The organism is Wenjunlia tyrosinilytica (genome assembly GCF_014646055.1).
GTDB classification, from domain to species: Bacteria; Actinomycetota; Actinomycetes; order Streptomycetales; family Streptomycetaceae; genus Wenjunlia; species Wenjunlia tyrosinilytica.
Map to the genome: position 1 here is coordinate 146,637 of NZ_BMMS01000019.1, position 25,379 is coordinate 172,015.

Genomic DNA, 25,379 nt, shown 5'->3' on the forward strand with positions numbered 1-25,379 from the left:
ACCACATGTCTGACCTGACCAGGCTCACCGCGGCCGAGACCGCCGAGGCCGTCGCCTCCGGCAAGACCTCCGCCGTCGAGGTCGCCGAGGCCCACCTCGCCCGCATCGACGCGGTCGACGAGAAGGTCCACGCCTTCCTCCACGTCGACCGCGAGGGCGCCCTCACCGCCGCTCGCGCCGTCGACGACAAGCGGGCCAAGGGCGAGACCCTCGGCCCGCTCGCCGGTGTGCCGCTAGCTCTCAAGGACGTCTTCACCACCAGGGGCATCCCCACCACCGTCGGGTCGAAGATCCTCGAGGGCTGGATCCCCCCGTACGATGCCACCCTCACCCGCCGCCTCAAGGAAGCGGGCGTGGTGATCCTCGGCAAGACCAACATGGACGAGTTCGCCATGGGGTCCTCCACCGAGAACAGCGCCTACGGCCCCACCGGCAACCCCTGGGACCTCACCCGTATCCCGGGCGGTTCCGGCGGCGGCTCGTCCGCCGCCCTCGCCTCCTACCAGGCCCCCCTGGCCATCGGCACGGACACCGGCGGTTCCATCCGCCAGCCCGCCGCCGTCACCGGCACCGTCGGCGTCAAGCCCACCTACGGCGCCGTCTCCCGCTACGGCCTGGTCGCCTTCTCCTCCTCCCTGGACCAGGGCGGCCCGTGCGCCCGCACGGTCCTGGACGCGGCCCTGCTCCACGAGGTCATCGCCGGCCACGACGCCCTTGATTCCACCTCCATCGACGCCCCGGTCCCGGCCGTGGTCGAGGCCGCGAAGCTCGGGAACGTCAAGGGCATGCGCATCGGCGTCGTGAAGGAGTTCTCCGGCGAGGGCTACCAGCCCGGCGTCGAGCAGCGCTTCCGGGAGGCAGTCGAGCTCCTGCGCGAGCTGGGCGCGGAGGTCGTGGAGATCTCCTGCCCGTCGTTCACCTACGCCCTCCCGGCGTACTACCTCATCGCCCCGAGCGAGGCCTCCTCGAACCTCGCCCGCTTCGACGCCATGCGCTACGGCCTGCGTGTCGGCGACGACGCCACGCACTCGGCGGAGGAGGTCACCGCCCTCACCCGCGCGGCCGGGTTCGGCCCCGAGGTCAAGCGCCGGATCATGCTCGGCACGTACGCCCTCAGCTCCGGTTACTACGACGCGTACTACGGGCAGGCGCAGAAGGTGCGCACGCTGATCACCCAGGACTTCGCCAGGGCCTTCGACCAGGTGGACGTGCTGGTCTCCCCGACCACGCCCACGACCGCCTTCCCGATCGGTGAGCGCGCCGACGACCCCATGGCCATGTACCTGGCGGACCTGTGCACCATTCCGTCCAACCTTGCGGGCAACGCGGCGATGTCCCTGCCGTGCGGCCTGGCGCCCGAGGACGGGCTCCCCGTCGGCCTGCAGATCATCGCCCCGACGATGGCCGATGACCGGCTCTACCGTGTCGGTTCCGCGGTCGAGGCCGCGTTCACCGCACGCTGGGGTCACCCGCTGCTTGAGGAGGCACCGTCACTGTGAGCAAGCTGGCCAAAGCCAAGAACTTCAGGAAGAGCAAGACCGGCACGTACCTGTCGATCGGCACCACCCTCTTCGGCGCGATCAGCGTGGCGAAGCAGGCGAAGCACGCGAGGGGCGAGGGCGACAAGCTCCAGCTCCTCGACGCGGCCGTCAGCGCGGCCGCCATCGCCACCGGTGTGGCCCTGCTGGTGCGTGAACTGCGCCGCCGTGACCACGGCGACATCCTGGCCGACTGAGCCCAATGAGCCTGGGCCCAATGAGCCGACCGACCGGCTGACTGAGAGGTATGGAGACTGTGAGCGTCATGGACCTGGTGTCGTACGAGGACGCCCTGGCGTCGTACGACCCGGTGATGGGCCTCGAGGTCCACGTCGAGCTGGGCACGAACACCAAGATGTTCTGCGGCTGCGCGACCACGTTCGGCGCCGAGCCGAACAGCCAGGTCTGCCCGACCTGCCTGGGCCTGCCCGGTTCGCTGCCGGTGGTCAACGCCACCGCCGTCGAGTCGGCGGTCCGCATCGGCCTGGCGCTGAACTGCGAGATCGCCGAGTGGTGCCGGTTCGCCCGGAAGAACTACTTCTACCCGGACATGCCGAAGAACTTCCAGACCTCGCAGTACGACGAGCCGATCGCCTTCAACGGCTATCTGGACGTCGAGGTCGACGGCGAGACCTTCCGGGTGGAGATCGAGCGCGCCCACATGGAGGAGGACACCGGCAAGTCCACGCACGTGGGCGGTGCCACCGGCCGCATCCACGGCGCCGACCACTCCCTGCTGGACTACAACCGCGCCGGCATCCCGCTCATCGAGATCGTCACCAAGCCCATCGAGGGCGCGGGGGAGCGGGCTCCCGAGGTGGCGAAGGCGTACGTCGCCGAGCTGCGTGAGCTGATCCGGGCCCTGGGTGTGTCCGAGGCCCGGATGGAGCTCGGCCAGATGCGCTGCGACGCGAATGTGTCGCTGCGCCCCATCGGCCGGGAGAAGTACGGCACCCGCAGCGAGACCAAGAACGTCAACTCGCTGCGGTCGGTCGAGCGGGCCGTCCGCTTCGAGATCCAGCGGCACGCCACCGTCCTCAAGGAGGGCGGGACGATCGTGCAGGAGACCCGCCACTTCCACGAGGACGACGGCACCACGACCGCCGGCCGGGTGAAGGAGGAGGCGGAGGACTACCGCTACTTCCCCGAGCCCGACCTCGTTCCGGTGGCCCCGTCCCGTGACTGGGTGGAGGAGCTGCGCGGCACCCTTCCGGAGCTGCCGCGGGTGCGCCGCCGACGCGTCCAGGCGGATTGGGGGCTGTCCGACCACGAGATGCAGTCCGTGCTCAACGCGGGCGCGATCGACCTCATCCTCGAGACGATCGACGCCGGGGCCCCGGCGGACGCCGCCCGCAAGTGGTGGATGGGCGAGCTGTCCCGCCGGGCGAACGAGGACGGCGTGGAGCTGTCCGCGCTCGCCATCACCCCGACCGAGGTGGCCCGTGTCTCGGCGCTGGTCGTGGAGGGCTCGCTCAACGACAAGCTGGCCCGCCAGGTCATCGAGGGCGTCCTCGGCGGCGAGGGCGACCCGGACACGGTCGTCGAGAAGCGCGGTCTGAGGATCGTGTCGGACGAGGGCGCGCTGGGCACGGCGGTGGACGAGGCGATCGCCGCCAACCCGGGTGTCGCGGACAAGATCCGCGACGGCAAGGTCGCGGCGGCGGGCGCCCTGGTGGGCGCGGTCATGAAGGCCACCCGAGGCCAGGCCGACGCCGCCCGGGTCAAGGACCTGATCCTGGAGAAGCTCGGCGCCCAGGGCTGATCCCGCGGCCCGACAACGCGTCAAGAACACAGCGCCGACAGTGCGTTCAGGGGCGGCCCGCCCACCTGGGGGCCGCCCCTGAACGTTCCCGCCCGGACACCCGGCAGCCTTCCGCAGTCCACCCCTTCCTACTACTGTCCGACCCGCCGCGCACACCCCGACGCGGTCGCACAGGATCCAGGGAGGGTTCCGTTTGTCACCCGACTTCTCTCGCAGGCGCTTGCTGGCGGCGGGCGCCGGTACCGCAGGAGCCGCAGCCGCCGCCTCCGTTCTGCCCCCGTCGCTCCAGGCCGCGCTTGCCGCGGAGCCTGCGCGCGGCGGGCTCGGCGCCATCAAGCACGTCGTTCTCCTTATGCAGGAGAACCGTTCCTTCGACCACCTCTTCGGCACTCTCCGCGGCGTCCGAGGCTTCAGCGACCGCAACGCGATCGCCCTGCCCGGCACGGGAGGCACCCCCGGCACCCCCGGCAAGCCCGTTTTCGAGCAGCCCGCCGACCCCGGCCGCACCGTCCTTCCCTTCCCCGTCCGCGGCGCCGCCGAGACCCAGAAGAAGGACCTCCAGTACATCGGCGCCCTCGACCACAGCTGGGACGGCGGCAACTCCGCCTGGCACGGCGGCTGGATGGACAACTGGATCTCCGCGAAGTCCGCGGCCACCATGGCGTACTACGACCGCCGTGACGTGCCGTTGCACTACGAGCTCGCCGACACCTTCACGATCTGCGACGCCTACCACTCCTCGATCCACTCCTCCACCAGCCCCAACCGCAACCACTGGGTCAGCGGCTGGACCGGCTACGAGGCCGACGGCGAGCGCGCGGTCGACAACGATGCCTACGACGAGGACACCCACCCCGGCTACACCTGGCCCACCTACGCCGAGCGGCTGGAGAAGGCAGGGCGGACCTGGAAGGTCTACCAGGAGTGGGACAACTACCAGGACAACAACCTGGAGTTCTACGCCACCTTCAAGGCCGTCGCCCGCAAGGCCCTCGCCAAGGCCGGTGACTTCAAGAGCCTCGACAGCTTCTACAGCGCGGTCTTCAAGGCGAACCCCACGGAGCAGGAGCGCCTGCTCGGCCTGCTGGAGGACGGCGTCAAGGCCCTGTCCAAGGCGGACCGCGGCCTCTACGAGCGTGCCCTTCGCCGAGGCCGCCCTCACACCCTCGCCGAGGACTTCCGCGCCGACGTGGCCGCCGGCCGCCTGCCCGAGGTCACCTACCTGGTGCCCTCCGCCGCCGACTCCGAGCACCCCAGCGCCTCCTCGCCGATCGCCAGCGCCACCATCACCTACCAGGTGCTGGACGCCCTCGCCTCCCACCCCGAGGTCTGGCGCCACACGGCCGTCTTCATCACCTACGACGAGAACGACGGCTTCTTCGACCACGTCCCGCCGCCGGTGCCCTCGTCGCAGGACCCGCACGGCAAGGACGAGATCTGGAAGGGCCGCCCGACCGGCCTGGGCGTGCGCGTGCCCCTGCTCGTCGTCTCGCCGTGGACCGTCGGCGGCTACGCCTGCTCCGAGGTCTTCGACCACACCTCCCAGATCCGCTTCCTCGAGAAGTGGCTGGGCATCGAGGAGCCCAACATCACCCCCTGGCGCCGCCAGGTCACCGGCGACCTCACCTCCGCCTTCGACTTCAAGCGCGGCCGCGGCCTCCCGGAGCTGGACCGGCCCGGCCCCGTCCCGCCCTTCACCGGCCGCTGGAACCCCGCCCCGCCCGCCGACCAGCGGATGCCCGCGCAGGAGCCCGGCACCCGCCGCGCCCGCCCCCTGCCGTACCAGCCCAACGCCCAGGGCCATGTGGACGGGGGCACCTTCCGCCTGACCCTCACCAACACGGGCCGCTCCAGCGTGCACTTCGCGCTCTACCCGTACGCGGGCGAGTTCACCGCCCCGCAGCACCAGGACGTGCGCAGGAAGGGCGTCTGGCAGGTGCCGCTGCCCGGCGAGCGGTACAACTTCACCGTCACCGGCCCGAACGGCTTCCGCCGTGAGTTCGCCGGTTCCCGCGACGGCTGCGCCGAGGTCTGCGCCCATATCGACGCGGGGGACCGGGTAGTGCATCTGACGCTGTCCAACCACGGCGACGACGACGCGGTCTTCACGCTCCACCCCAACGCCTACGCCGAGGACCGTGCCGCCCGCGCACGCCATGTCCCGATCAAGGCAGGCAAGAGCCGTACCATCGCCTACTCGGCCGACCGCGACCACGGCTGGTACGACGTGACGCTCACCACACCCGCCGATCCCGCCTTCCACAGGCGCCTCATGGGCCACATCGAGAACGGCGGGGAGAGCGTCACCGGATGATTTGGCCCCATTCGGGACCTTGTGCCTAGGGGTTTATGGGGACTTTATGCCCCTGTGAGCGTGGCCACTGGCGTCTGGTTCCCGCCGCATTCCGTGCCAGAGTGGAGAGCCAAGGGAGCGGTCCTCGACTGCGAGGCCCGCTCCTTCGGTCTGCTCATAGAAGCCACGGAAGCGGGGAAGTACGCCCATGGCCGCTCTGGCCCGCTGGTGTCTCGGGCACCGCCTTGTCGTCGTCATCCTCTGGGTGTCGGCGCTTCTTGGCGTCGCCGTCACCGGAACCGTGGCCGGGACGCAGTACTCCAACGCCTACGACGTGCCGGGCACCGAGTCCACCCACGCCATCGCCCTGCTCCACAAGGCATTTCCGCAGGCCTCCGGCGACACCGACACCGTGGTGTGGAAGACCGACGGCCACACCCACACCTCCGTGCGGGACGAGGCTGTTCACCGGCGCATGGACCACGCGCTGAAGGAGATCTCCGCACTGCCGGGCGTCTCCACGGTCAACAGCCCCTACCGCGCCGAGGGCTCCGGGCAGATCAGCAGGGACGGCTCCACCGCCTACGCACAACTCGTCTTCGACGCCCAGGCCGGCCAACTCCACGCCGCACAGGTCAAGAAGGTCGTCGACACAGCCAAGTCCGCGCAGGACAAGGGCCTCGACGTCGAACTCGGCGGCAGCGCCATCAGCCGCACCGAGAAGCCACCCGCGCACATCAGCGAGATCGTCGGCCTCGCCGCGGCCGCCGCGGTGCTGCTGTTCGCCTTCGGCTCGCTGACCGCGATGCTTCTGCCCATCATCACCGCGGTGGTCAGCGTCGGCATGGCCATGCTCGGTATCGGCCTGCTCAGCCACACCATGGTCGTCGCGGAGTTCGCCCCCATGCTCGGCATGCTGATCGGGCTCGGTGTGGGCATCGACTACGCCCTGTTCATCGTCACCCGCCACCGCCGCGGGCTCAAACAGGGCCTGTCCGTCCAGGAGTCCGCCGCACGGGCGGTCAACACCTCCGGACGGGCCGTCGTCTTCGCGGGCGCCACCGTCTGCATCGCTCTGCTCGGCATGCTCGTGCTGCGTCTGAGCTTCCTCAACGGGGTCGCGGTCGCCGCCGCCGTCACCGTCGTGCTGACCGTCCTGGCCTCCGTCACCCTCCTGCCCGCCATGCTCGGCCTGCTCGGACCTCGCGTCCTCAGCCGCCGCGACCGCCGCCGCCTCGCCGAGCACGGTCCCGAGCCCGAGATGGCCACGGGCCTCGCCGCCCGCTGGTCCGCTTTCGTCGAGCGCCATCCGCGTGCCCTCGCCGCCGTCTCCGCCGCGGTGATGCTCGCTCTGGCCGTGCCCACCCTCGCCCTGCACCTCGGCTCCTCCGACCAGGGCAACAACCCGGCCGCCTCCACCACCCGCAAGGCGTACGACATGATCGCCGAGGGCTTCGGCCCCGGCGTCAACGGACCGCTCCAACTCGTGGCCGAGACCCCGCACCCCGGTGACCGGGTGGCGCTGCACGACCTGGTGGAGACCCTGCGCCACACCCCCGGAGTGGCCGCAGCCCAGCCCGTGCCGACCGGGGAGAACGCCGGTGCCTCCATCGGCATCATCGAGGTCGTCCCCACCTCCGCCCCGCAGGACCAGGCCACCGACAAGCTCATCAACCACCTGCGCGACGACGTGATCCCCGAGGCGGAGGACGGAACGACACTCGACGTCCACGTGGGCGGAGTGACCGCCACCTACAAGGACTTCGCCTCCGTGCTCGTCGGCAAGCTGCCGCTCTTCGTCGGAGTGATCGTCGCGCTGGGCTTCGTCCTTCTCCTGCTGGCCTTCCGCAGCCTCGGCGTACCGCTGACGGCCGCCGCGATGAACCTGCTGGCGGCGGCGGCCTCGTTCGGCATCGTGGTCGCGATCTTCCAGTGGGGGTGGGGCGCCGAGCTCATCGGGGTCGGCCGGGCGGGGCCGATAGAACCGTTCCTGCCCGTGATCATGATCTCCATCCTCTTCGGCCTGTCCATGGACTACCAGGTCTTCCTGGTCAGCCGGATGCACGAGGAATGGGCCCAGACCCGCGACAACCGGGTCGCCGTCCGCGTCGGGCTCTCCGAGACCAGCCGGGTGATCAACTCGGCGGCGGTGATCATGATCTGCGTCTTCGGCGCGTTCGTGCTCAGCGGGGACCGGGTGATCGGGATGTTCGGCATCGGCCTGGCCGCCGCCGTCGCTCTGGACGCCTTCGTGCTGCGCACCCTGCTGGTCCCCGCGATCATGCATCTGCTCGGCCGCGCCAACTGGTGGCTGCCCGGCCGGCTGGACCGCCGCCTGCCGCGTCTGACGGTCGAGCCCGAGGAGGAGTCGGTCGAGCCGGTCTCCGTCTCGGAGCTGGACGACGCCCCGAAACAGCTCAGCGCCTAGCCGCCACAGCCGGAGCGGGCCACAAGGATCAGGCGGGTGCGTCCAGGAGCTGGGCCAGGTCCCTGGCGGTCACCTCGTCACGGGCGATCACCAGGTCCGGGATGCCGGTGCCCTGACTGAGCGCCCTCATGATGGCGGCGCTGGCCGTCCAGGGCTTCCACGCGGGCCCGAACTCCCCGAGCGGCCGCACCGTGAGCCCGTGGGCCGCGGCCACGAGCGCCAGGGCGGCGTCCAGTACAGCGCACGAGGAGTTCACCCCGGCCGGGGCGCTGTGGGCGAGCAGGGCGTCGGTGATGGCGGCACTGGTGACATCGGCGAAGTAGATGTCATGATATGTCGCGCGCAACCGATTCTTCTTCTCCATCATCCCCTGCGGCAGCACCACATGCCCTCCGTCCGCGGGCTGCCGGGTGGTGTCCTCGGTGATCTCCTCCCACTCGTCCTCGGGCACACGCAGGCGGTAGGCGCTGGAGCAGTCACCCGCCAGGGCAAAGCGTGTGGTGACCACGGCGGCCGCCAGCGCCCCGCTCATCCACACCAGGATGGAGACGGCCATGCGGTCCGGAAGCCCCGTGGTGAGCGAGTTCCTTAACGAGCCGTTGATGGACAGCGAGACGAACGGCCGGTTCTCCTCACGGCACGCCTGCGCCTGCGACAGCCGCGCGGCGCCGTCCCCCTTGGCGCCGATCACCTCGATCCCGCGCACCCGGGACCGGACGGCGTACTCGAGCTCGGCGAACAACGAGTCGCTGGCGAACTGGGTGTTCTGCCACCACTGCGCGGCCGCTCCGGGAGCCGCCGTGGGAGGCCGCCGGTCGGGCAGCGGCACGTAGTCCTCGGCCAGCAGGTCGATGTGCCCGGCGTGGGTGCGCGGCATGGGAATCTGATGGAGTGTCTCCTCCACGTCCGGGTCGCGGTAGAGCCCCGCGTGGACGCCCCGCAGCGTGCCCTGTACGGCTGCGGCGCTGAGTCTGGCTATCTCGGGTGCCCCTGGGGGTACCGGCTGCCCGAAGGGGCCGGTTACGAGAGGGTTCCTGCTGGGCACGCCAATCCTCCACGGTGAGTTGACGGTGCATCGACTTGCCGCACGCACCTGCTGCGGGCAACCCTACTCGGCTACAGCACTTCAGGAAGTTTTCAACATGCGGCGATATGGATGTCATGTTGAACGGAAGTGGGCACGTCGCAGATTGCGACCTACCGAACTGCGAGAGTTACCTCAACTTGTAGTACACGCAGGTATGGTGAAGTCACGCAGGGGAACCGCCCCGGCGCGCGCGGGCCCCGGACACGGACCGCGCTCGGGTACGTGGGAGGGACTCATGGGCCAGTCGCCGGCCGTCACGCGGCGGCGGTGCCCGACCTCCGCAGATAGGGGACCAAGTGACTGACGACAACCTCCGGAAAGCCCGTCAAGAGGACAAGGAACGGCAGCTTGTCGTGTCGGTGCGCTTCCCCGAAGGGCTGCTGCAGCGTGTCCACGCCTTCGCGGCGGTGAAGGAGTCCACGGCCAACGCGGTCATCCGCGAGGCCGTCGAGGACCACATCCGTCGCGTGGTGCGCACCCCCGAGTTCCAAGAGGCCAGCCAGGCCCATGTCCAGCGCGCCCAGGCCGCGGTCGCCGCGCTGAGCGAGGACGAGGACACGGCTGTGGCGTGACCCCCGTGAGTGCTGGGCTCCGCGCCCTGCCTGACACCCCGTCACGACAACGTTGCCCGGAGCCCGGGCGTGCCAAGGGGTCCGGAGAACTCCTCCGGACCCCGCGGTGTGCGATCAGACCCGGCTGGTGAACACCGTGCCGCAGAGCTCGCGGTGGAGCGGGGACGTGTCGACCAGGACATGGCGCGATCCCCCGCGTTGCTCGATCGCAGGACCGGGGGACCCGTGCTCGATCACTTCAAGCCGTTCCACGGCCCTTTGTCCCAGGTGGCCGGGCACCCGGACCGCCTTAAAGAAGACACCGGCCTTGTGGAGACGGTGCCCGGATCCCGGGACACAGTGACTTTCCGTATTCATGGGTCCACTGTCGGTCCCTCGTCGTAGGCTCGCCAGTAACGGACCGTGGACGCGCGGCTACTGTCAAGTGCGGCTTGTCGTGCGTTGCACCATGTTGAGGGGGTGGCCTGAAATGGCCAGGACTCGCAAGAAGAGTACGGCTGCTACGGCGACGCAGTATTTCGCGCATCTGCTGCGGATGCTGCGGACGCAGGAGGGGCTGTCGCAGGAGCAGTTGGGCAAGCGGATGGGGTACACGGGAGCGCTGGTGAGCGCGGTGGAGACATGCGCGCGGTTCCCGACCGAGGAGTTCATCGCGAGGGCGGACGACGCCTTGAAGGTGGGCGGGTTACTGCTGGCGGCGACGGAGTATCTGGCGGACGACAGGTATCCGCAGTTCTTCCAGGAGTTCGCGTTGTTGGAGGCGCAGGCCCTCAGCGTTTCGTCCTACAGCACGCTGGTGCTGAACGGCTTGGTGCAGACCGAGGCGTACGCCCGCACGCTGATCGAGGCGCATTTTCCACCGTTGGACGAGGAGGAGGTGGATCGCCTGGTCACGGCCCGGATGGAGCGCAAGGCGCTCCTCACTCGCAAGCCGACAGCCGTGGTCAACTTCGTCATCGAGGAGTCGGTGTTGCGGTGGCCGGTCGGCGGTAAGGAGGTCATGCGGGAACAACTCGCCCACCTGGCCAGTTGTGCCGAGCTGCGCAATGTCAATGTCCACGTCATGCCGCAGTCCCGGGGGGCGCATGCCGGGGTTGATGGCCCAATGACGCTGCTCGAGACGCCCGAGCATACACACCTGGCCTATCTGGAATCGCAAGGGAACAGCTTGCTGCTCAACGACGCAGATGAGGTGGGGCGGATGATGCAGCGGTATGCAATGATCCGCTCGCAGGCCCTCAGGCTTGACGAATCTGCAGCCCTCATCAAGCAGTTGGCGGGAGAGCTATGAGCGAACTGGTCTGGTTCAAGAGCAGCTACAGCGGCGGTGCTGGCGGCGAATGTGTCGAGGTCGCCTTCGACTGGCGCAAGAGCTCGTACAGCGATCAAAGTGGCGGCGAGTGTGTCGAGGTGGCGTTCGACTGGCGCAAGAGCTCGCACAGCGATCAAAGTGGCGGCGACTGCGTCGAGGTCGCCATCCATCCCACCACCGTCCACGTGCGGGACTCCAAGGATCCCGAGGGTCCGGCCCTCGCCTTTTCGGCCGAGTCCTGGGCCGTGTTCCTGCGGGGCCTTCCGGAGAACTGAGGCCGTCCCCAGGCATCTAAGGCGCCCTTGAGGCATCTGGGGCCTGGGGACTAAGGCCCTGGTGGGGCAGGAGATCGGGCAGTCTCCCGATGTGGGGGACCCCCCTGGGACGCGAAGCTCTTAGTACGGCAACGGAGAACGGCTCCGGAGCCCGAACGGAGGCCAGGACCATGTACCACTACGAACTGCACCAGGAGATCGCCGCCGACATGCTGCGCAAGGCCGAGCAGGAGCGCCTTGCCCGTTCGGTCGTCAGTGGCAAGCGGGCCGCCCGCAATTCCCGGAAGAACGAAGGCGAGGGGCGGGTGAGCCAGCACCTGGTATCGGGGCGCTTCCGCCCTGCCGCGTGACACCAGTTCTGTGACACCAGTTCTGTGACGGCGTGGTTACGCAAGCGTGGAAAAACACTCCGGGACTGTCGGACCCCTGTGCGATGCTCAACAGCGTGCACACCACATCCGTCAGTCCCGTTTTCATTGGCCGCACCACCGAGCTCGATGTCCTGACCAGCGCTCTCGCCCGCGCCGAAGCGGGGGCGCCTCAGGCGCTGGTCATCGGTGGTGAGGCCGGCGTGGGCAAGACGCGGCTGCTGGAGGAGTTCCTTTCCGTCGCCGAGGCCGCCCAGGCCGTCACCGCCCTCGGTGCCTGCCTGGAGATCGGCGCCGACGGACTGCCGTACGCCTCCGTGGTCGGAGCGCTCCGCTCTCTGCACCGGCGGCTCGGTCCCGAGCTGGAGCAGGCCGCCCTCGGTCATGAGGAGGAGCTGGCCAGGCTCCTGCCGGATCTGGGGGAGGTCGGGCGCGAGGCCGCCGAGGAGTCGGGGCGGGGGCGGCTGTTCGAGCTCACCGTCGATCTGCTGGAGAAGCTGTCGGAGCACCGCACGATCGTCCTGGCCATCGAGGATCTGCACTGGGCCGGGCGTTCCACGCGCGATCTGCTCTCCTTCCTCTTCCGGTCCGTCCAGCGCGGGCGCCTGCTGGTCGTGGCCACCTACCGCGCCGACGACATCCATCGCAGGCATCCGCTGCGGCCCTTCCTCGCCGAGCTGGAGCGGTTGCGGGCCGTGGAGCGGATCGATCTGCCGCGCTTCACGCGGGACGAGGTGGAGCGTCAGCTCTCCGGGATCCTGCGGGCCACGCCGGAGCATTCATTCGTCTCCCAGGTCTACCAGCGCTCCGAGGGAAACGCCTTCTTCGTCGAGGAGCTGGCCTGCTCGATCGGCTCCGGCTGCGGAGTCGGCATCAGCGACTCCCTGCGCGACCTTCTTCTCGTGCGGGTCGAGGCGCTGCCCGAAGAGGCTCAGCGGGTGGTCCGGGTGGCCGCCGAGGGCGGGTCGAGTGTGGAGTATCCGCTGTTGGCCGCCGTGGCCCAGTTGCCCGAGGACGATCTGATCGAAGCCCTGCGCGCCGCGGTCGGGGCGAGCATCCTGTTGCCGACGGCCGATGGCGACGGGTACCGCTTCCGGCACGCCCTGGTGCGCGAGGCCGTGGGGGACGACCTGTTGCCGGGCGAGCGCAGCAGGCTCAACCGCCGCTACGCGGAGGCGCTGGAGGCCCAGCCGGGACTCGTCCGCAAAGACGAGCGGGTCACGCGCCTGGCCAGCTACTGGTATTACGCGAATGACGCCGACAAGGCCGTGCCCGCCGTGCTGGCGGCTGCGTTCAGCGCCCGGCGCCGCAGTGCCTACGGCGAGCAGCTGGCCCTGCTGGAGCGGGCGATGGAGCTGTGGGAGTCGGTCAGCGAGGAGACCAGGGAAGGGCTGCGGTATCGGGACGGCGCGGCCGAGGTCTATCCGCCGTGCGGCTGCTACTCCGACAGTGAGGACAGCCGCCTGCGCTATCTGGACATGCTGGCGGAGGCCACCGTGGCGGCTCGCCGTGGCGGTTCACGGGACCGCGCCTACACGCTCCCCAAGCGCGCGCTGCGCCTGATCGACGCGACCGAAGACCCGCTGCGGGCGGCCTGGTTCTGGACACAGCGCTCGCGGGCGGTGGTCTCCCTGCGGCGCGGTGACGGCCGGGCCGAGCTGTTGAAGGCCAGGGCGCTGGTCGACGGGTTGCCGCCGTCAGCCGTCCAGGCGGATGTGCTGAGCCGGTTCGCCGCGTGGGAGATGCTGTATCAGGCCACCGAGGAGGGGGTGCGCACGGCCGAGGAGGCGGTGCGGCTGGCCCGCCAGGTCGGCGCGCGGGAGGTTGAGTTGCACGCCAGGATCACCCTGGCCGTCCTTCACTCGCATCTGGAGCCGGCCGAGAGGGCGCTCCAGGAGCTGGACGAGGTGATCGCCGAGGCCAAGACCTCCCACGACCCCGACCTCTTGGCCCGTGCCTATACGAATATCTCCTCCGTCATGGAGTCGGTCGGGCTGTCGGCCCGCTCGGCGGAGGTGGCCCGTTCGGGCGCGGCGGTGGCCGAGCAGCATGGACTGGCCCGTGACAGCGGGGCGTTCATCGTGGGGAATCTCGTCGAGGCGCTGATCTCCACGGGGGAGTGGGACGAGGCGGAGAAGCAGTCGGCCCGGGGCCGGGATTGGGCACGCGCGGAGAACACGCTTGGCTCGCTGGCCACGCATGACGCGGAGCTGGCTTTGCTGAGGGGTGATCTGGCGCGGGCCGAGGAGTTCCTGGAGCGCTCCTGGGAGAATCTGGGCCGCAAGTACCTGGAGCCCCAGCAGGCGATCCCGATGGCCGACCTGGTGGTGCGCATTTCCCGGCGCACGGGGCGGTTCGCCCAGGCTCGGGCCACGGCCCTGGAGTCCATCGAGGCGGGCTTCCCGCCCGGCACGGAGCGGTATGCGTGGCCGTTGCTGTTCCACGCGGCGCAGGCGGAGGCGGACTCGATCGGCCTGCCCGACGCGGAGCCGGGGCGGGCGGATGTGCTCGCCAGGATCCATGCGGCGGCGGACGGGTTGAGGGTCACCGCGCCGGTGTGGCAGGCGTGGGCGTACATGGCCGAGGCGGAGCTCACCCGTGCGGGCGGCCACAGCGACGCCGCCCTGTGGTGCCGGGCGGTGGCCGCCCTGGAGCCGCTGGAGCGGCCTTATCAGCTGGCGACGGCCCGCTTCCGCCAGGCCGAGGCGCTGGTGGGCGCGGGCGACCGCGAGGGCGCGCAGGAGCCGCTGTCGCAGGCGGCGCAGTGCGCGGAGCGCTTGGGCGCGGCCCATCTGCGCCGAGAGATAGCCCTCCTGGCGGAGCGGGCCCGCATCCTGCTGGGGCCGCGGGAGCCCCGCGCCGCCGAACCGCCGTCCCAGGACGGCGGCTTGGGCCTGACCCGTCGCGAGAGCGAGGTCCTTCGCCTGGTCGCGGCGGGCCGCTCCAACCGTCAGATAGCCGAGGAGTTGTTCATCTCGCCGAAGACGGCGAGCGTCCATGTCTCCAACATCCTGGCGAAGCTGGGCGTAGGCGGCCGAGGCGAAGCCGCGGCCCTGGCCCACCGCTTGGGCCTCTTCGTCCCCCACGGGACCACGCACACGGCCTCGGCATAGCGCTCCGCGCGCTGCCGCGCGAAGGCTAAGGACGCTGGCCGGGTGGGGGTTGGGGTGCGCCGCTTCGCGGCGGGGGGGGGTGTTGTGACGGTTGGGGTGTTGGGCTGGGGGTTTGGTGTGCGCGCTGTCGCGCGAAGGCTAAAAGCGCTGGCAGCGGCGGGAGCCGGGTGCGGTGCGGATCTGCGCTGGCCGGGTGGGGGTTGGGGTGCGCCGCTTCGCGGCGGGGGGTTGTTGTGACGGTTGGGGTGTCGGGCTGGGGGTTTGGTGTGCGCGCTGTCGCGCGAAGGCTAAAAGCGCTGGCAGCGGCGGGAGCCGGGTGCGGTGCGGATCTGCGCTGGCCGGGTGGCGGTTGGGGTGCGCCGCTTCGCGTCGAGGGGCCGATGCCGGGTCGGGCAGGGGTATGTGGGTACCGTTTTTGAAATTGGTAGCGAATCCAGCGCCGCGCGCCCCGGCGTGCACCCCTCCGCAGACACGTGAAATTGCACCACCTTTTTCAAAAACGCCCCCCGTACCCCCCGCCGCCCGGCAGCAGGACCGTCAGTCCAGCGCGGCCGCCGCCACGGCGGCTAGCGCCGCTGGCCCCGCGCGAAGCGCGCCCACCCAACGACCAGCTCGCTCGCTCATCCCCCGCCCGGCAGCCCGCCCGGGGGCGCTGTCGCCTACCGGCTCGGGCCACCCTGGTTGACCTTGCCAGCGCTTTTGTCCTTCGCGCGGCAGCGCGCAACCAAGCCCGCCGCCCGGCAGCACAACCGTCAGTCCAGCGCGACGGCCCCGCACCGGCCTCCCCGGGGGCGCTGTCGCCTACCGGCTTGGGCAACCATGGCTCACCTTGTCAGCGCTTTTGGTCTTTCGCGCGGCAGCGCGCAGACCACCCCGCCGCTCGGCGGTGTAACCGTCAGTTCAGCGCGACGGTCCCCCGGCGGCTAGCGCCGCTGGCCCCGCGCGAAGCGCGCCCACCCAACGACCAGCTCGCTCGCTCATCCTCCACCCGGCAGCCCGCCCCGGGGGCGCTGTCGCCTACTGGCCTGGGCAACCGCGGCTGACCTTGCCAGCGCTTTTGGTCTTTCGCGCGGCAGCGCGCAGACCACCCCGCCGCTCGGCGGTGTAACCGTCAGTTCAGCGCGACCGTCCCACGGCGGCTAGCGCCGCTGGCCCCGCGCGAAGCGCGCCCACCCAACGACCAGCTCGCTCGCTCATCCTCCACCCGGCAGCCCGCCCCGGGGGCGCCGTCGCCTACTGGCCTGGGTCACCCTGGCTGACCTTGTCAGCGCTTTTGTCTTTCGCGCGGCAGCGCGCAGACCACCCCGCCGCTCGGCGGTGTAACCGTCAGTTCAGCGCGACGGTCCCCCGGCGGCTAGCGCCGCTGGCCCCGCGCGAAGCGCGCCCACCCAACGGCCGCTCGCTCGCTCATCCCCCGCCCGGCAGCCCGCCCGGGGGCGCTGTCGCCTACCGGCTCGGGCCACCCTGGCTGACCTTGCCAGCGCTTTTGTCCTTCGCGCGGCAGCGCGCAACCAAGCCCGCCGCCCGGCAGCACAACCGTCAGTCCAGCGCGACGGCCGCCGCGCCGCTACGCGCCGCCCGCGCCGCCCCCACTGCCCGCGCGCGGAGCGCGGCTACTCGCGGGGCCTCGGCTTGATCACGACCACACCCGACTCGAAGTCCACCGGACCCTTGCCGGGGTCGGACTCGCCGGGCTCATCGCGCGTGAGCTCAAGGCGGTTCCGCTCGTCCTCGGTGTGCTTTCGGGCAGGCGCGAAGAGCTCTTCGAAAATGCTGCCGAACATGTGTTCAGCCTGCGTCACCGCAAGGTCAGACGCAAGATGAGATCGTCACCGGACCGCACCCGCCCCCGGCCGTCGGTGTTGCTCGTGGTCAGCCACAGCGTCCCGTCCTTGGCCCGCACCACCGTGCGCAGACGCCCATACGTGCCGGTCAGGAACGCCTTCGGCTTTCCCGCCTTCTCCCCGCTGATCGGGATCCGCCACAGCCGCTCGCCCCGCAGACTCGCCATCCACACCGCGCCGTCCGCGAACGCGACCCCGCTGGGGGAGGCATCGTCGGTGTGCCACACGGCGACCGGGTTGACGTACTTCGCCTTGTCCGCGGGCTTGTCGGAGACGCCCTCGACCACCGGCCAGCCGTAGTTCTTCCCCGGCTTGATCAGATTCAGCTCGTCCCAGTTGTTTTGGCCGAACTCCGACGCCCACAAGTGCCCGTCGCCGTCCCACGTGAGGCCCTGCACATTGCGGTGCCCGTAGCTGTAGATCACCGAGTCCGGGAACGGATTGCCGGGCGGGACCGAGCCGTCCGGCTTCATCCGCAGGATCTTGCCGCCGAGCGACTTCTCGTCCTGGGCCAGCTCCCGCTGGTAGCGCTCGCCGGTGCCCGCGTAGAGCAAGCCGTCGGGGCCGAACGCGATCCGGCCGCCGTTGTGGTTGCTGCCCTTGGGGATTCCGGTGATCACCGTGGAAGGGGTGCCCAGCCGGCCGTCTTCGTACTTCATGCGCACGATCCGGTTGTCGCCCGCCGCGGTGAAGTACGCGTAGACCCAGTGGTCCTTGGTGTACGTGGGCGCGACGGCGAGGCCGAGGAGCCCGCCCTCGCCCTGCGCGACAACTCCCGGCACCTTCCCGGCGTCCTGCTTGCGCCCGTCCGGGCCCACCCGCACGACCTTCCCGGTGTCGCGGGAGGCGGCCAGCGCGCTGCCGTCGGGCAGGAAGGCCAGCCCCCAGGGGGTGTTGAGGTCCTCGGTGACCCTGGACACCTTGCCGATCGTGGCCGCCCGGCCCGACGGGGTCGACGAGTCGGGGGAACGGGACGGGGAGGAGGCGCTGGGGGAGGAGCCGGGGGAGGAGCCGCCGGGTGCGGGGCTGCGCGAGGCGTTCGCCCCGGAGCCGCCTCCCGAACAGCCCGTCACCGCCACCAGCACGGCGACGGCGACGGCGGTGAGGACTCGGCGGGTGACCGCTCGGTGCGTGAACACTCCTTCAGGTAAACACGATCGCCGCCCACGCACACCGGGAATCGCTCCCCAACCACCGCACCGGCCCCACAAGCCCCGTCAGCCCCCAGGCCCGCCCCAAGCCCCCAGGCCCCCGCACCCAGCCCGGGCCCGCACCCAAGCCCAGGCCTGCCCTCAGCCCGGGCCCGCACCCCATCCCAGGCCCGTCTCAAGCCCACGGCCCCGCCCCCAGACCAGGCCCGTCCCAAGCCCCCAGGCCTGCCCTCAGCCCGGGCCCGCACTCCAGCCCAGGCCCGTCCCAAGCCCCCAGGCCTGCCCTCAGCCCGGGCCCGCACCCCATCCCAGGCCCGTCTCAAGCCCACGGCCCCGCCCCCAGCCAGGCCCCGCCCCCAGCCAGGGCCTGCCCCCAGCCCGGGCCTGCCCCAAGCCCGAGCCCGCTCCAAGCCCTCGGCCCCGCTCAGTCCCACGACCCCAGCGCTTGCGGCAGGGCCGCGATCTCCGCCATATCCTCATCCGTGAGCCTCAGCTCCGCCGCGCCCGCGTTCTCCCTGGCCCAGTGCTCCCGCTTCGTTCCCGGCACCGGCACCACCCCCGCCCCCTGCGCCAGTACCCACGCCAGCGCCACCTGCGCCGGGGTGGCGCCGTGCCGCTCCCCGATCCGCCGCAGTCCCACGACGATCGGCTGGTTCGCGGCCATCATCTCCGCCGTGAACCTCGGGTGCCGGGCCCGCACATCGTCGGGCTCGAACCCCTCCCCGGGCCGCAGCGTCCCACTGAGGAAACCGTTCCCCAGCGGCATCGCCGCCATGAATCCCACTCCCCGCGCCGAGCACCACGGCAGAAGCGCGTCCAGCGCCTCGGTGGACCACACCGACAGCTCCGCCTGCACACATGACACCGGGAACACCTGCTGCGCCCGCCGAAGTTGACTCAGCGTCACCGAGTGAATACCAGTGCGCCCCGACGCGCCTCCGCGTCGGTTCGCGCGCGCCCCCACCGCGCACAGCCCCAGCGAGCGGACCTTGCCCACCGAGACCAGCTCCGCCATCGCCCCCCAGGTCTCCTCCAACGGCACCTCGGGATCGACCCGGTGGAGCTGGTAGAGGTCGATGACATCGGTCTGGAGGCGCCTCAGCGAGGTATCGCACGCCCGCCGTACGTACCCCGGCCGCCCATTGGCCACCACATGCTGCTCGCCCACCAGGAGACCGCACTTGGTGGAGACGAACGCCTCCGAGCGCCGTTCCTTCAGCGCCCTGCCGACGAGCAGCTCATTGGTGAACGGCCCGTACATGTCCGCCGTGTCGAGCAGCGTCACCCCGCTGTCCAGCGCCGCGTGCACCGCCCGCAGCGAACTCTCACCGTCCTGCCGCGAGGCGGTGTACGCCCAGCTCATCGGCATGCATCCGAGACCGACGGCGCCCACTTCAAGAGCCGCCGCCCCGATCGTCCTGCGCTCCACCCGTACGTCCTCTCGCACTGCCCCGTCACGGCGGCAGCACCAAACTAACCTCTGCTGACTTAGCCTCCTGACATGGCACTGGCTAAGAAAGCTCCGAAGGTCTGGCTCTCCCTTCCGCCCGACGAAATCGACGGCCTGCCCGACGGCCCGGATTACTCGTACTGGAACGGAGAAGGCGAACTCCCGTCCGGAATCGAAGAAGTGGAATTCTTCGTACCGCCATACTTGAAGGGACCCTTGGCGGTCCCGCTCCTGCCCCGGATGCGGAATCTGCGCGTCGTGCAGACCCTCACCGCGGGTGTGGACAACCTCCTTCCACACATTCCCGAAGGGGTGACGCTGTGCAACGCGCGCGGCGTCCACGACGCCAGTACGGCGGAGCTCACCCTGGCGCTCATCCTGGCCTCGCTGCGCGGCATCCCGCGCTTCGTGAGGGGGCAGGACACCGAGCGGTGGTACGCCGGCTTCTACCCGGCGCTCGCCGACCGCACGGTGCTCATCGTCGGCTACGGCGCCATCGGCGAAGCCATCGAGGAACGCCTCGTTCCGTTCGAGTGCGACGTCGTGCGCGTCGCACGCTCCGCGCGTGCGACTCCCAGGGGTCCCGTGCGCTCCCTGAGCGACCTCCCGCACCTGCTGCCCCAGGCAGACGTGGTCGTGCTCGTCACACCGCTCACTCGGGAAACAGAGGGCATGGTCGACGCGACCTTCCTCGGCCGCCTCAAGGACGGCGCCCTGGTCGTCAACGTCGCCAGGGGCGCCATCATGGACACCAAGGCCCTCCTGGTGGAGCTCGAATCCGGTCGTCTCAACGCCGCCCTCGACGTCACCGACCCCGAACCGCTGCCCGCCGGACACCCGCTGTGGCACGCGCCCAACACCCTCATCAGCCCCCACGTGGGCGGCAGTACGAGCGCGTTCCGGCCCCGCGCCGAGCGTCTGGTGATCGCTCAGCTGAACCGTTATCTCACCGGAGAATCATTGGAAAATGTCATTGTCATGAGCTGAGTTGCCCTATTCCGAGAACGGATCGGCGATTGGCGGACTTTCGGCTGCACTGTGTGTCTGTGACACCCGATCCGGTTACGCTCGGTAGAGCAACTATGTCCCTGTGTGACCGGTCTGGTGTATCGTCCGGATGGGGATGCGCCGTTACTCCCAATTGGTGGGGGCGGAGTGCGAGCGCCTGAAACCAAGTGAGTCACGGACCTAAGGGGGGCGACGGGCGATGTGCGGCCAATGGACCTACTGCTGGACCAACCACCCGACGCGGACATGGACGCCGAGGCTTCCCGGAGGGCGGGGAGTGAGGTGAGCGCCCAAGGGGCGGTGCTCGCCCGGCCGCCCGCTCTGGGCGGTCGGGGCGGTCTGCTTCCGCAACTGGTCGTCGCGCTGCTGTGCGGCGGCTACGCGGTCGGCTCGGCCGTCGGCTGGGGGACCCCCGCCGTCGCCGGGTTCATGGGCGACTTCGGCCTCTCGGCCGCCGCCCTCTGCTCGTGCGTGTCCTGCCTGTGGTACGCGCGCAGAGTCTCCGGACCCAGCAGACCCGCGTGGATGCTCTTCGCCACCTCGTCCTTCATGGTGTCCCTCGGGAACGGCGTCTGGGGGTGGTACGAGGTCGTGCTGCGCCGGCCCGTCCCGCTCACCTCCGCCGCGGACTTCTGCTTCCTCCTCTTCGCGCCCCCGGCCATCGTCGGCCTGCTGGTCCTGGCCAAGCGGCCCTGCACCCGACTCGGCTGGGTCTGCCTCGCCCTCGACAGCTGGCTGATCGCCGGATCCCTGATCACGCTGAGCTGGAGCCTGGCGCTGGCCCGCACCGCCGAGGGCGACTCCGGCAGCTCCCTGCGCACCGCGCTCGCGCTCGCCTACCCCATGCTGGACATCGTCCTGGTCAGCATGGTCATAGCACTCCACTTCCGGCGCGCCTCGGTCAACCGCGCCGCCGTCAACACCGCGTTGGCCGCGCTCGCCCTCACCGTCCTGTGCGACGCGCTGTTCACCGCCCCCGGGCTGCGGGACAACTACCATTCCGGCCAGATCCTCGACGCCGGATGGTTCGCGGGCAGCATGCTGCTCGCCTACGCCCCCTGGGTCAGCGCCCGTGAGGACGCCGCGCTCGCCCGCCGTCAGATCCCGCGCGCGCCCGCGCGCCGGGTCACCGGGTCCCTCACGGCGCTCACGCCCTACATCGCGGCCGCCGTCTGCACGCTGGGGATCCTCCTCAACGTCCTGCACGGGCGCCACATCGACCGGTTCGTGCTCTTCACCGCGTGCATGGTCGTGCTCGCCCTCGTGGTGCGCCAGGGCATCATGCTCATCGACAACGTCTCGCTCACCCAGGAGCTGGCGCAGAAGGAGAACCACTTCCGCTCGCTCGTCCAGGGCTCCAGCGACGTCATCATGATCGCCTCGCCGACCGGGGTGCTGCGCTACGTCAGCCCGGCGTCCAAGGGCGTCTACGGGCGCGGCGCCGACGAGCTGGTCGGCACCGAGCTGGCCGGCCTGGTCCACCCCGACGACCTCGGCCACCTCCTGTGCGAGCTGCGCCGCTTCCTCGCCGCCTCCCCGGCCGACGAGCCGGCCACCCGCACCGAGTGCCGTATCCGCTCCGGTGCCGGCTCCTGGCTCAATGTCGAGTCCACCGTCAACCGCTACCAGGACGGCCTGATCTTCAACAGCCGCGACGTCACCGAGCGGGTCCGGCTCCAGGCCCAGCTCCAGCACAACGCGTCTCACGACTCGCTCACCGACCTGCCCAACCGGGCCCTGTTCACCGAGCGTGTCCGCCAGGCCCTGAGCGGGCGGCGCAGCGGCGACGGCATCGCCGCGGCCCTGTTCATCGACCTCGACGGCTTCAAGGCGGTCAACGACTCCGTGGGCCATCAGGCGGGCGACGAACTGCTCGTCTGCGCCGCCCGCAGGCTCCAGGACGCCGTCCGCGCCGTGGACACCGTCGCCCGCTTCGGCGGGGACGAGTTCGCCGCCCTCATCTGCGGCGGCAGCGACGACCGCTATGTGCGCGAGCTCCAGATCAGGGAGGTGGCCGAGCGGCTGCGCTGCGCCCTGTCCGAGCCCTACCGGGTGGGCGGCGCCGAGGTGAGGGTGGCGGCCAGCATCGGCATCGCCTTCGCCGATTCCGGCATCAGTCCCACCGAGCTGATGCGCAACGCGGACCTGGCGATGTACCGGGCCAAGTCCACCGGCAAGGGGCGGGTGGAGATGTACGTCCCCCAGCTCCAGGCCGACGTCGCCCGCCGGGCGGAGCTGGCCACCAGGCTGCGCGCCGCGCTCCACGAGGGCGAGTTCACCCTGCTCCACCAGCCCGTCGTGGACCTGGTCACCGGGGAGATCACCGCGGTCGAGGCCCAGGCGCGCTGGCGCTCCGCGCAGGGCATCCTGTTCACCCCGGCTGAATTCCTGCGCATGGCCGAGGACACCGACCGCACCGCCGAGCTGAGCCGCTGGCTGGTCGAGGAGGCCGTCGAGCAGGCCGCCCGCCGCTACCGCAACGGGCTGGACATGCCCATCGCCGTGCGGATGTCCGCCAAGCGGCTGCTGGACCGCGGAGCCCCCGCCCACAGCATCGAGGCGATCATCACCAGCCGGGGGCTGCCGCCGGAGGCACTCGTCCTCGAGGTGTCGGAAAGCGATCCCCGGGACTCCATGGAGGAGCTCGAGCGGCGCCTGGTGGGGCTCAAGCGGCTCGGGGTGCGCATCGCGCTGGACTGCTTCGGCGCCGGCTCCGGGTCGATGACCGCCCTGCGCCGCCTGCCCGTGGACATCGTCAAGATCGACCGCAGCTTCGTCGAGGGGGTGGTCGAATCCGCGCGGCTGCACAAGCTCACCGCCGGGATGCTCAGGATCTGCACCGAGCTGGGCCTGGTGACCGTGGCCGACGGGGTGGACCTGCCCGAGCAGGCGATCGCGCTGCGGGCGCTCGGCTGCACCCACGCCCAGGGCGCCGTCTTCGCGGGCCCGCTGGAAGAGGGACGGCTGAACAGGTCACTCTCGCGGGGCGAGTACCCTGTGCCACATACCGCCCCACCTGCACCGGTGCCCGCGGGAGCCCTTCCCGTGCGCCGTCCCTTCCGACCGAATAATGAGACGTCCGTCCCACCGGCTTGACACTCTGACCGCTCTCGGAGGAAGGTCGGTTCCATGCGCACCCGAATTCTCGTACTTGGACGGCGCGTCGGCTGATCCAGGGCTCATTGAAGCCCGTGATCGCACAGCTGACGCGCTCCCCTCGCTTGCCCTACGGCACGAGGGGTTTTTTGTTGCCGCAAACACCCTCCGCACCATCCTCTCGAGAAGAGAACGCAGATGACCGAGCAGGCCACTGGGGCCCACCATCCGCAGCCGCGGCCCCGCAACCCGGCGCAGCCCGCCGTTGAGCGAGTGACGGGCGCGCAGTCCCTCATCCGTTCGCTCGAGGAAGTGGGTGCGGACACCGTCTTCGGTATTCCCGGCGGTGCGATCCTCCCCGCCTACGACCCGCTGCTCGACTCCACCCGGGTGCGTCACGTCCTCGTCCGCCACGAGCAGGGCGCGGGCCACGCGGCGACCGGCTACGCGCAGGCCACGGGCAAGGTCGGCGTCTGCATGGCGACCTCGGGACCCGGTGCCACCAACCTGGTCACCCCGATCGCCGACGCGCACATGGACTCCGTCCCGCTCGTCGCCATCACCGGGCAGGTCGCCAGCAAGGCCATCGGCACGGACGCCTTCCAGGAGGCGGACATCTGCGGCATCACCATGCCGATCACCAAGCACAACTTCCTGGTGACCGACGCGGCCGACATCCCGCGCACCATCGCCGAGGCCTTCCACATCGCCTCCACCGGCCGCCCCGGCCCGGTCCTGGTCGACATCTCCAAGGACGCCCTCCAGGCCCGGACCACGTTCTCCTGGCCGCCCACCGCCGACCTGCCCGGCTACCGCCCGGTGACCAAGCCGCACGCCAAGCAGATCCGCGAGGCCGCGCGCATGATCACCGCCGCGCAGCGCCCGGTCCTGTACGTCGGCGGCGGCGTCCTGAAGGCCCGGGCCACGCGGGAGCTGCGGATCCTCGCCGAGCTGACCGGCGCCCCCCTCACCACCACGCTGATGGCCCTGGGCTCGTTCCCCGACAGCCACCCGCAGCACGTCGGCATGCCGGGCATGCACGGCTCGGTCCCCGCCGTCACCGCGCTGCAGAAGGCCGACCTGATCGTGGCCCTCGGCGCCCGCTTCGACGACCGGGTCACCGGCAGGCTCGACACCTTCGCCCCCAACGCCAAGATCGTCCACGCGGACATCGACCCGGCGGAGATCTCCAAGAACCGCCTCGCCGACGTGCCGATCGTCGGCGACGCCCGCGAGGTCATCGCGGACCTGATCGTCGCCGTCCAGGCCGAGCACGACGCGGGCCACCGCGGGGACTACGCCGACTGGTGGGCCAGGATCGACAGCTGGAAGGCGACCTACCCGCTGGGCTACGAGACCCCGGACGACGGAAGCCTGTCCCCGCAGCAGGTCATCAAGCGCATCGGCGAGCTGAGCGACCCGGACACGATCTTCGCGGCGGGCGTCGGCCAGCACCAGATGTGGGCCTCGCAGTTCATCGGCTACGAGAAGCCCTACACCTGGCTGAACTCCGGGGGCCTCGGCACCATGGGCTACGCCGTCCCCGCCGCCATGGGCGCCAAGGCGGGCCAGCCGGAGCGGACCGTCTGGGCGATCGACGGCGACGGATGCTTCCAGATGACCAACCAGGAGCTGGTCACCTGCGCCCTCAACGGCATCCCGATCAAGGTCGCGATCATCAACAACGGCGCGCTGGGCATGGTGCGCCAGTGGCAGACCCTCTTCTACGGCCAGCGCTACTCCAACACCGTGCTGCACTCCGGCCCCACGGTCCCCGAGGGCGGCGCCACCGAGGGTGAGATCAAGACCCCCAGCGGCGGCACCCGCGTCCCCGACTTCGTCAAGCTCTCCGAGGCCATGGGCTGCTACGGCCTGCGCTGCGAGTCGCCCGACGAGCTCGACTCCGTCATCGAGCAGGCCATGAAGCTCAACGACGCCCCGGTCGTCATCGACTTCATCGTCCACGAGGACGCCATGGTCTGGCCGATGGTCGCCGCCGGCACCTCCAACGACGAGATCATGGCCGCTCGCGACGTCCGCCCCGACTTCGGCGACAACGAAGACGACTGACGACGAGGATCG

Annotated in this window: 18 protein-coding genes; 13 read left to right on the forward strand and 5 right to left on the reverse strand. The window is 70.5% G+C overall.

Going from position 1 to position 25,379, the window contains the following annotated elements; genetic code table 11:
* The first annotated feature begins 5 nt into the window (after window positions 1-5).
* From gatA to IEY86_RS22025, 5 genes are all read left to right on the forward strand, one after another.
* Complete coding sequence (gene gatA, locus IEY86_RS22005; protein WP_189133519.1) at window positions 6-1,499, forward strand: Asp-tRNA(Asn)/Glu-tRNA(Gln) amidotransferase subunit GatA; 1,494 nt, start codon at window positions 6-8, stop codon at window positions 1,497-1,499.
* Window positions 1,496-1,735 (forward strand): hypothetical protein, encoded by a 240-nt coding sequence (locus tag IEY86_RS22010; protein WP_189133520.1) that lies wholly within the window; start codon window positions 1,496-1,498, stop codon window positions 1,733-1,735. Before gatA ends, IEY86_RS22010 begins: the two co-directional genes overlap by 4 nt.
* A gap of 59 nt (window positions 1,736-1,794) precedes the next feature.
* Window positions 1,795-3,300 carry an Asp-tRNA(Asn)/Glu-tRNA(Gln) amidotransferase subunit GatB gene (gene gatB, locus IEY86_RS22015; protein ID WP_189133554.1) on the forward strand — a complete coding sequence of 502 codons (1,506 nt, stop codon included), beginning with the start codon at window positions 1,795-1,797 and terminating at the stop codon, window positions 3,298-3,300.
* Between the two features lie 193 nt (window positions 3,301-3,493).
* On the forward strand, window positions 3,494-5,614 hold the full coding sequence (locus IEY86_RS22020; RefSeq protein ID WP_189133521.1) for a phosphocholine-specific phospholipase C: 2,121 nt from the start codon (window positions 3,494-3,496) through the stop codon (window positions 5,612-5,614).
* Between the two features lie 187 nt (window positions 5,615-5,801).
* Window positions 5,802-8,021 (forward strand): MMPL family transporter, encoded by a 2,220-nt coding sequence (locus IEY86_RS22025; protein WP_189133522.1) that lies wholly within the window; start codon window positions 5,802-5,804, stop codon window positions 8,019-8,021.
* Window positions 8,022-8,049: 28 nt separating this feature from the next.
* Here the strand turns inward: IEY86_RS22025 and IEY86_RS22030 are convergent, their stop codons facing one another.
* Window positions 8,050-9,066, reverse strand: a complete 1,017-nt coding sequence (locus IEY86_RS22030; RefSeq protein ID WP_189133523.1) for a hypothetical protein — start codon at window positions 9,064-9,066, stop codon at window positions 8,050-8,052.
* 338 nt (window positions 9,067-9,404) lie between these two features.
* Between IEY86_RS22030 and IEY86_RS22035 the strand changes: the two genes are divergently transcribed.
* Window positions 9,405-9,680 (forward strand): hypothetical protein, encoded by a 276-nt coding sequence (locus IEY86_RS22035; protein ID WP_189133524.1) that lies wholly within the window; start codon window positions 9,405-9,407, stop codon window positions 9,678-9,680.
* A 114-nt stretch (window positions 9,681-9,794) separates the two neighbouring features.
* Here the strand turns inward: IEY86_RS22035 and IEY86_RS22040 are convergent, their stop codons facing one another.
* Window positions 9,795-9,932: a hypothetical protein gene (locus IEY86_RS22040; RefSeq protein WP_189133525.1), complete on the reverse strand. Its 138-nt coding sequence runs from the start codon at window positions 9,930-9,932 to the stop codon at window positions 9,795-9,797.
* 217 nt (window positions 9,933-10,149) lie between these two features.
* On the opposite strand from IEY86_RS22040, the gene IEY86_RS22045 reads away from it, so the two are divergent.
* The 4 genes from IEY86_RS22045 to IEY86_RS22060 all read left to right on the forward strand — a co-directional run bounded on the left by IEY86_RS22045 (window position 10,150) and on the right by IEY86_RS22060 (window position 14,748).
* Window positions 10,150-10,971: a helix-turn-helix domain-containing protein gene (locus IEY86_RS22045; protein WP_189133526.1), complete on the forward strand. Its 822-nt coding sequence runs from the start codon at window positions 10,150-10,152 to the stop codon at window positions 10,969-10,971.
* Window positions 10,968-11,267: a DUF397 domain-containing protein gene (locus tag IEY86_RS22050; protein WP_189133527.1), complete on the forward strand. Its 300-nt coding sequence runs from the start codon at window positions 10,968-10,970 to the stop codon at window positions 11,265-11,267. The genes IEY86_RS22045 and IEY86_RS22050 overlap by 4 nt, the downstream gene beginning before the upstream one ends.
* Before the next feature lie 170 nt (window positions 11,268-11,437).
* Window positions 11,438-11,617 carry a hypothetical protein gene (locus IEY86_RS22055; RefSeq protein WP_189133528.1) on the forward strand — a complete coding sequence of 60 codons (180 nt, stop codon included), beginning with the start codon at window positions 11,438-11,440 and terminating at the stop codon, window positions 11,615-11,617.
* 95 nt (window positions 11,618-11,712) lie between these two features.
* Complete coding sequence (locus tag IEY86_RS22060; protein WP_308425159.1) at window positions 11,713-14,748, forward strand: helix-turn-helix transcriptional regulator; 3,036 nt, start codon at window positions 11,713-11,715, stop codon at window positions 14,746-14,748.
* Between the two features lie 1,613 nt (window positions 14,749-16,361).
* On the opposite strand, the gene IEY86_RS22065 is transcribed toward IEY86_RS22060, so the two are convergent.
* The 3 genes from IEY86_RS22065 to IEY86_RS22075 form a co-directional block, all read right to left on the reverse strand.
* Window positions 16,362-16,532, reverse strand: coding sequence for a DUF6191 domain-containing protein (locus tag IEY86_RS22065; RefSeq protein WP_189133530.1), 171 nt, complete (start codon window positions 16,530-16,532; stop codon window positions 16,362-16,364).
* A 14-nt stretch (window positions 16,533-16,546) separates the two neighbouring features.
* Window positions 16,547-17,731, reverse strand: coding sequence for a PQQ-dependent sugar dehydrogenase (locus tag IEY86_RS22070; protein WP_189133531.1), 1,185 nt, complete (start codon window positions 17,729-17,731; stop codon window positions 16,547-16,549).
* 436 nt (window positions 17,732-18,167) lie between these two features.
* Window positions 18,168-19,172, reverse strand: coding sequence for an aldo/keto reductase (locus IEY86_RS22075; RefSeq protein ID WP_189133532.1), 1,005 nt, complete (start codon window positions 19,170-19,172; stop codon window positions 18,168-18,170).
* 72 nt (window positions 19,173-19,244) lie between these two features.
* On the opposite strand from IEY86_RS22075, the gene IEY86_RS22080 reads away from it, so the two are divergent.
* From IEY86_RS22080 to IEY86_RS22090, 3 genes are all read left to right on the forward strand, one after another.
* Entirely contained in the window at window positions 19,245-20,180 is a 936-nt protein-coding gene (locus IEY86_RS22080; RefSeq protein WP_189133533.1) for a 2-hydroxyacid dehydrogenase, read from the forward strand.
* Window positions 20,181-20,447: 267 nt separating this feature from the next.
* Window positions 20,448-23,297: a putative bifunctional diguanylate cyclase/phosphodiesterase gene (locus IEY86_RS22085; protein ID WP_189133555.1), complete on the forward strand. Its 2,850-nt coding sequence runs from the start codon at window positions 20,448-20,450 to the stop codon at window positions 23,295-23,297.
* A 198-nt stretch (window positions 23,298-23,495) separates the two neighbouring features.
* Window positions 23,496-25,367, forward strand: a complete 1,872-nt coding sequence (locus IEY86_RS22090; protein ID WP_189133534.1) for an acetolactate synthase large subunit — start codon at window positions 23,496-23,498, stop codon at window positions 25,365-25,367.
* Window positions 25,368-25,379: the final 12 nt, after the last annotated feature.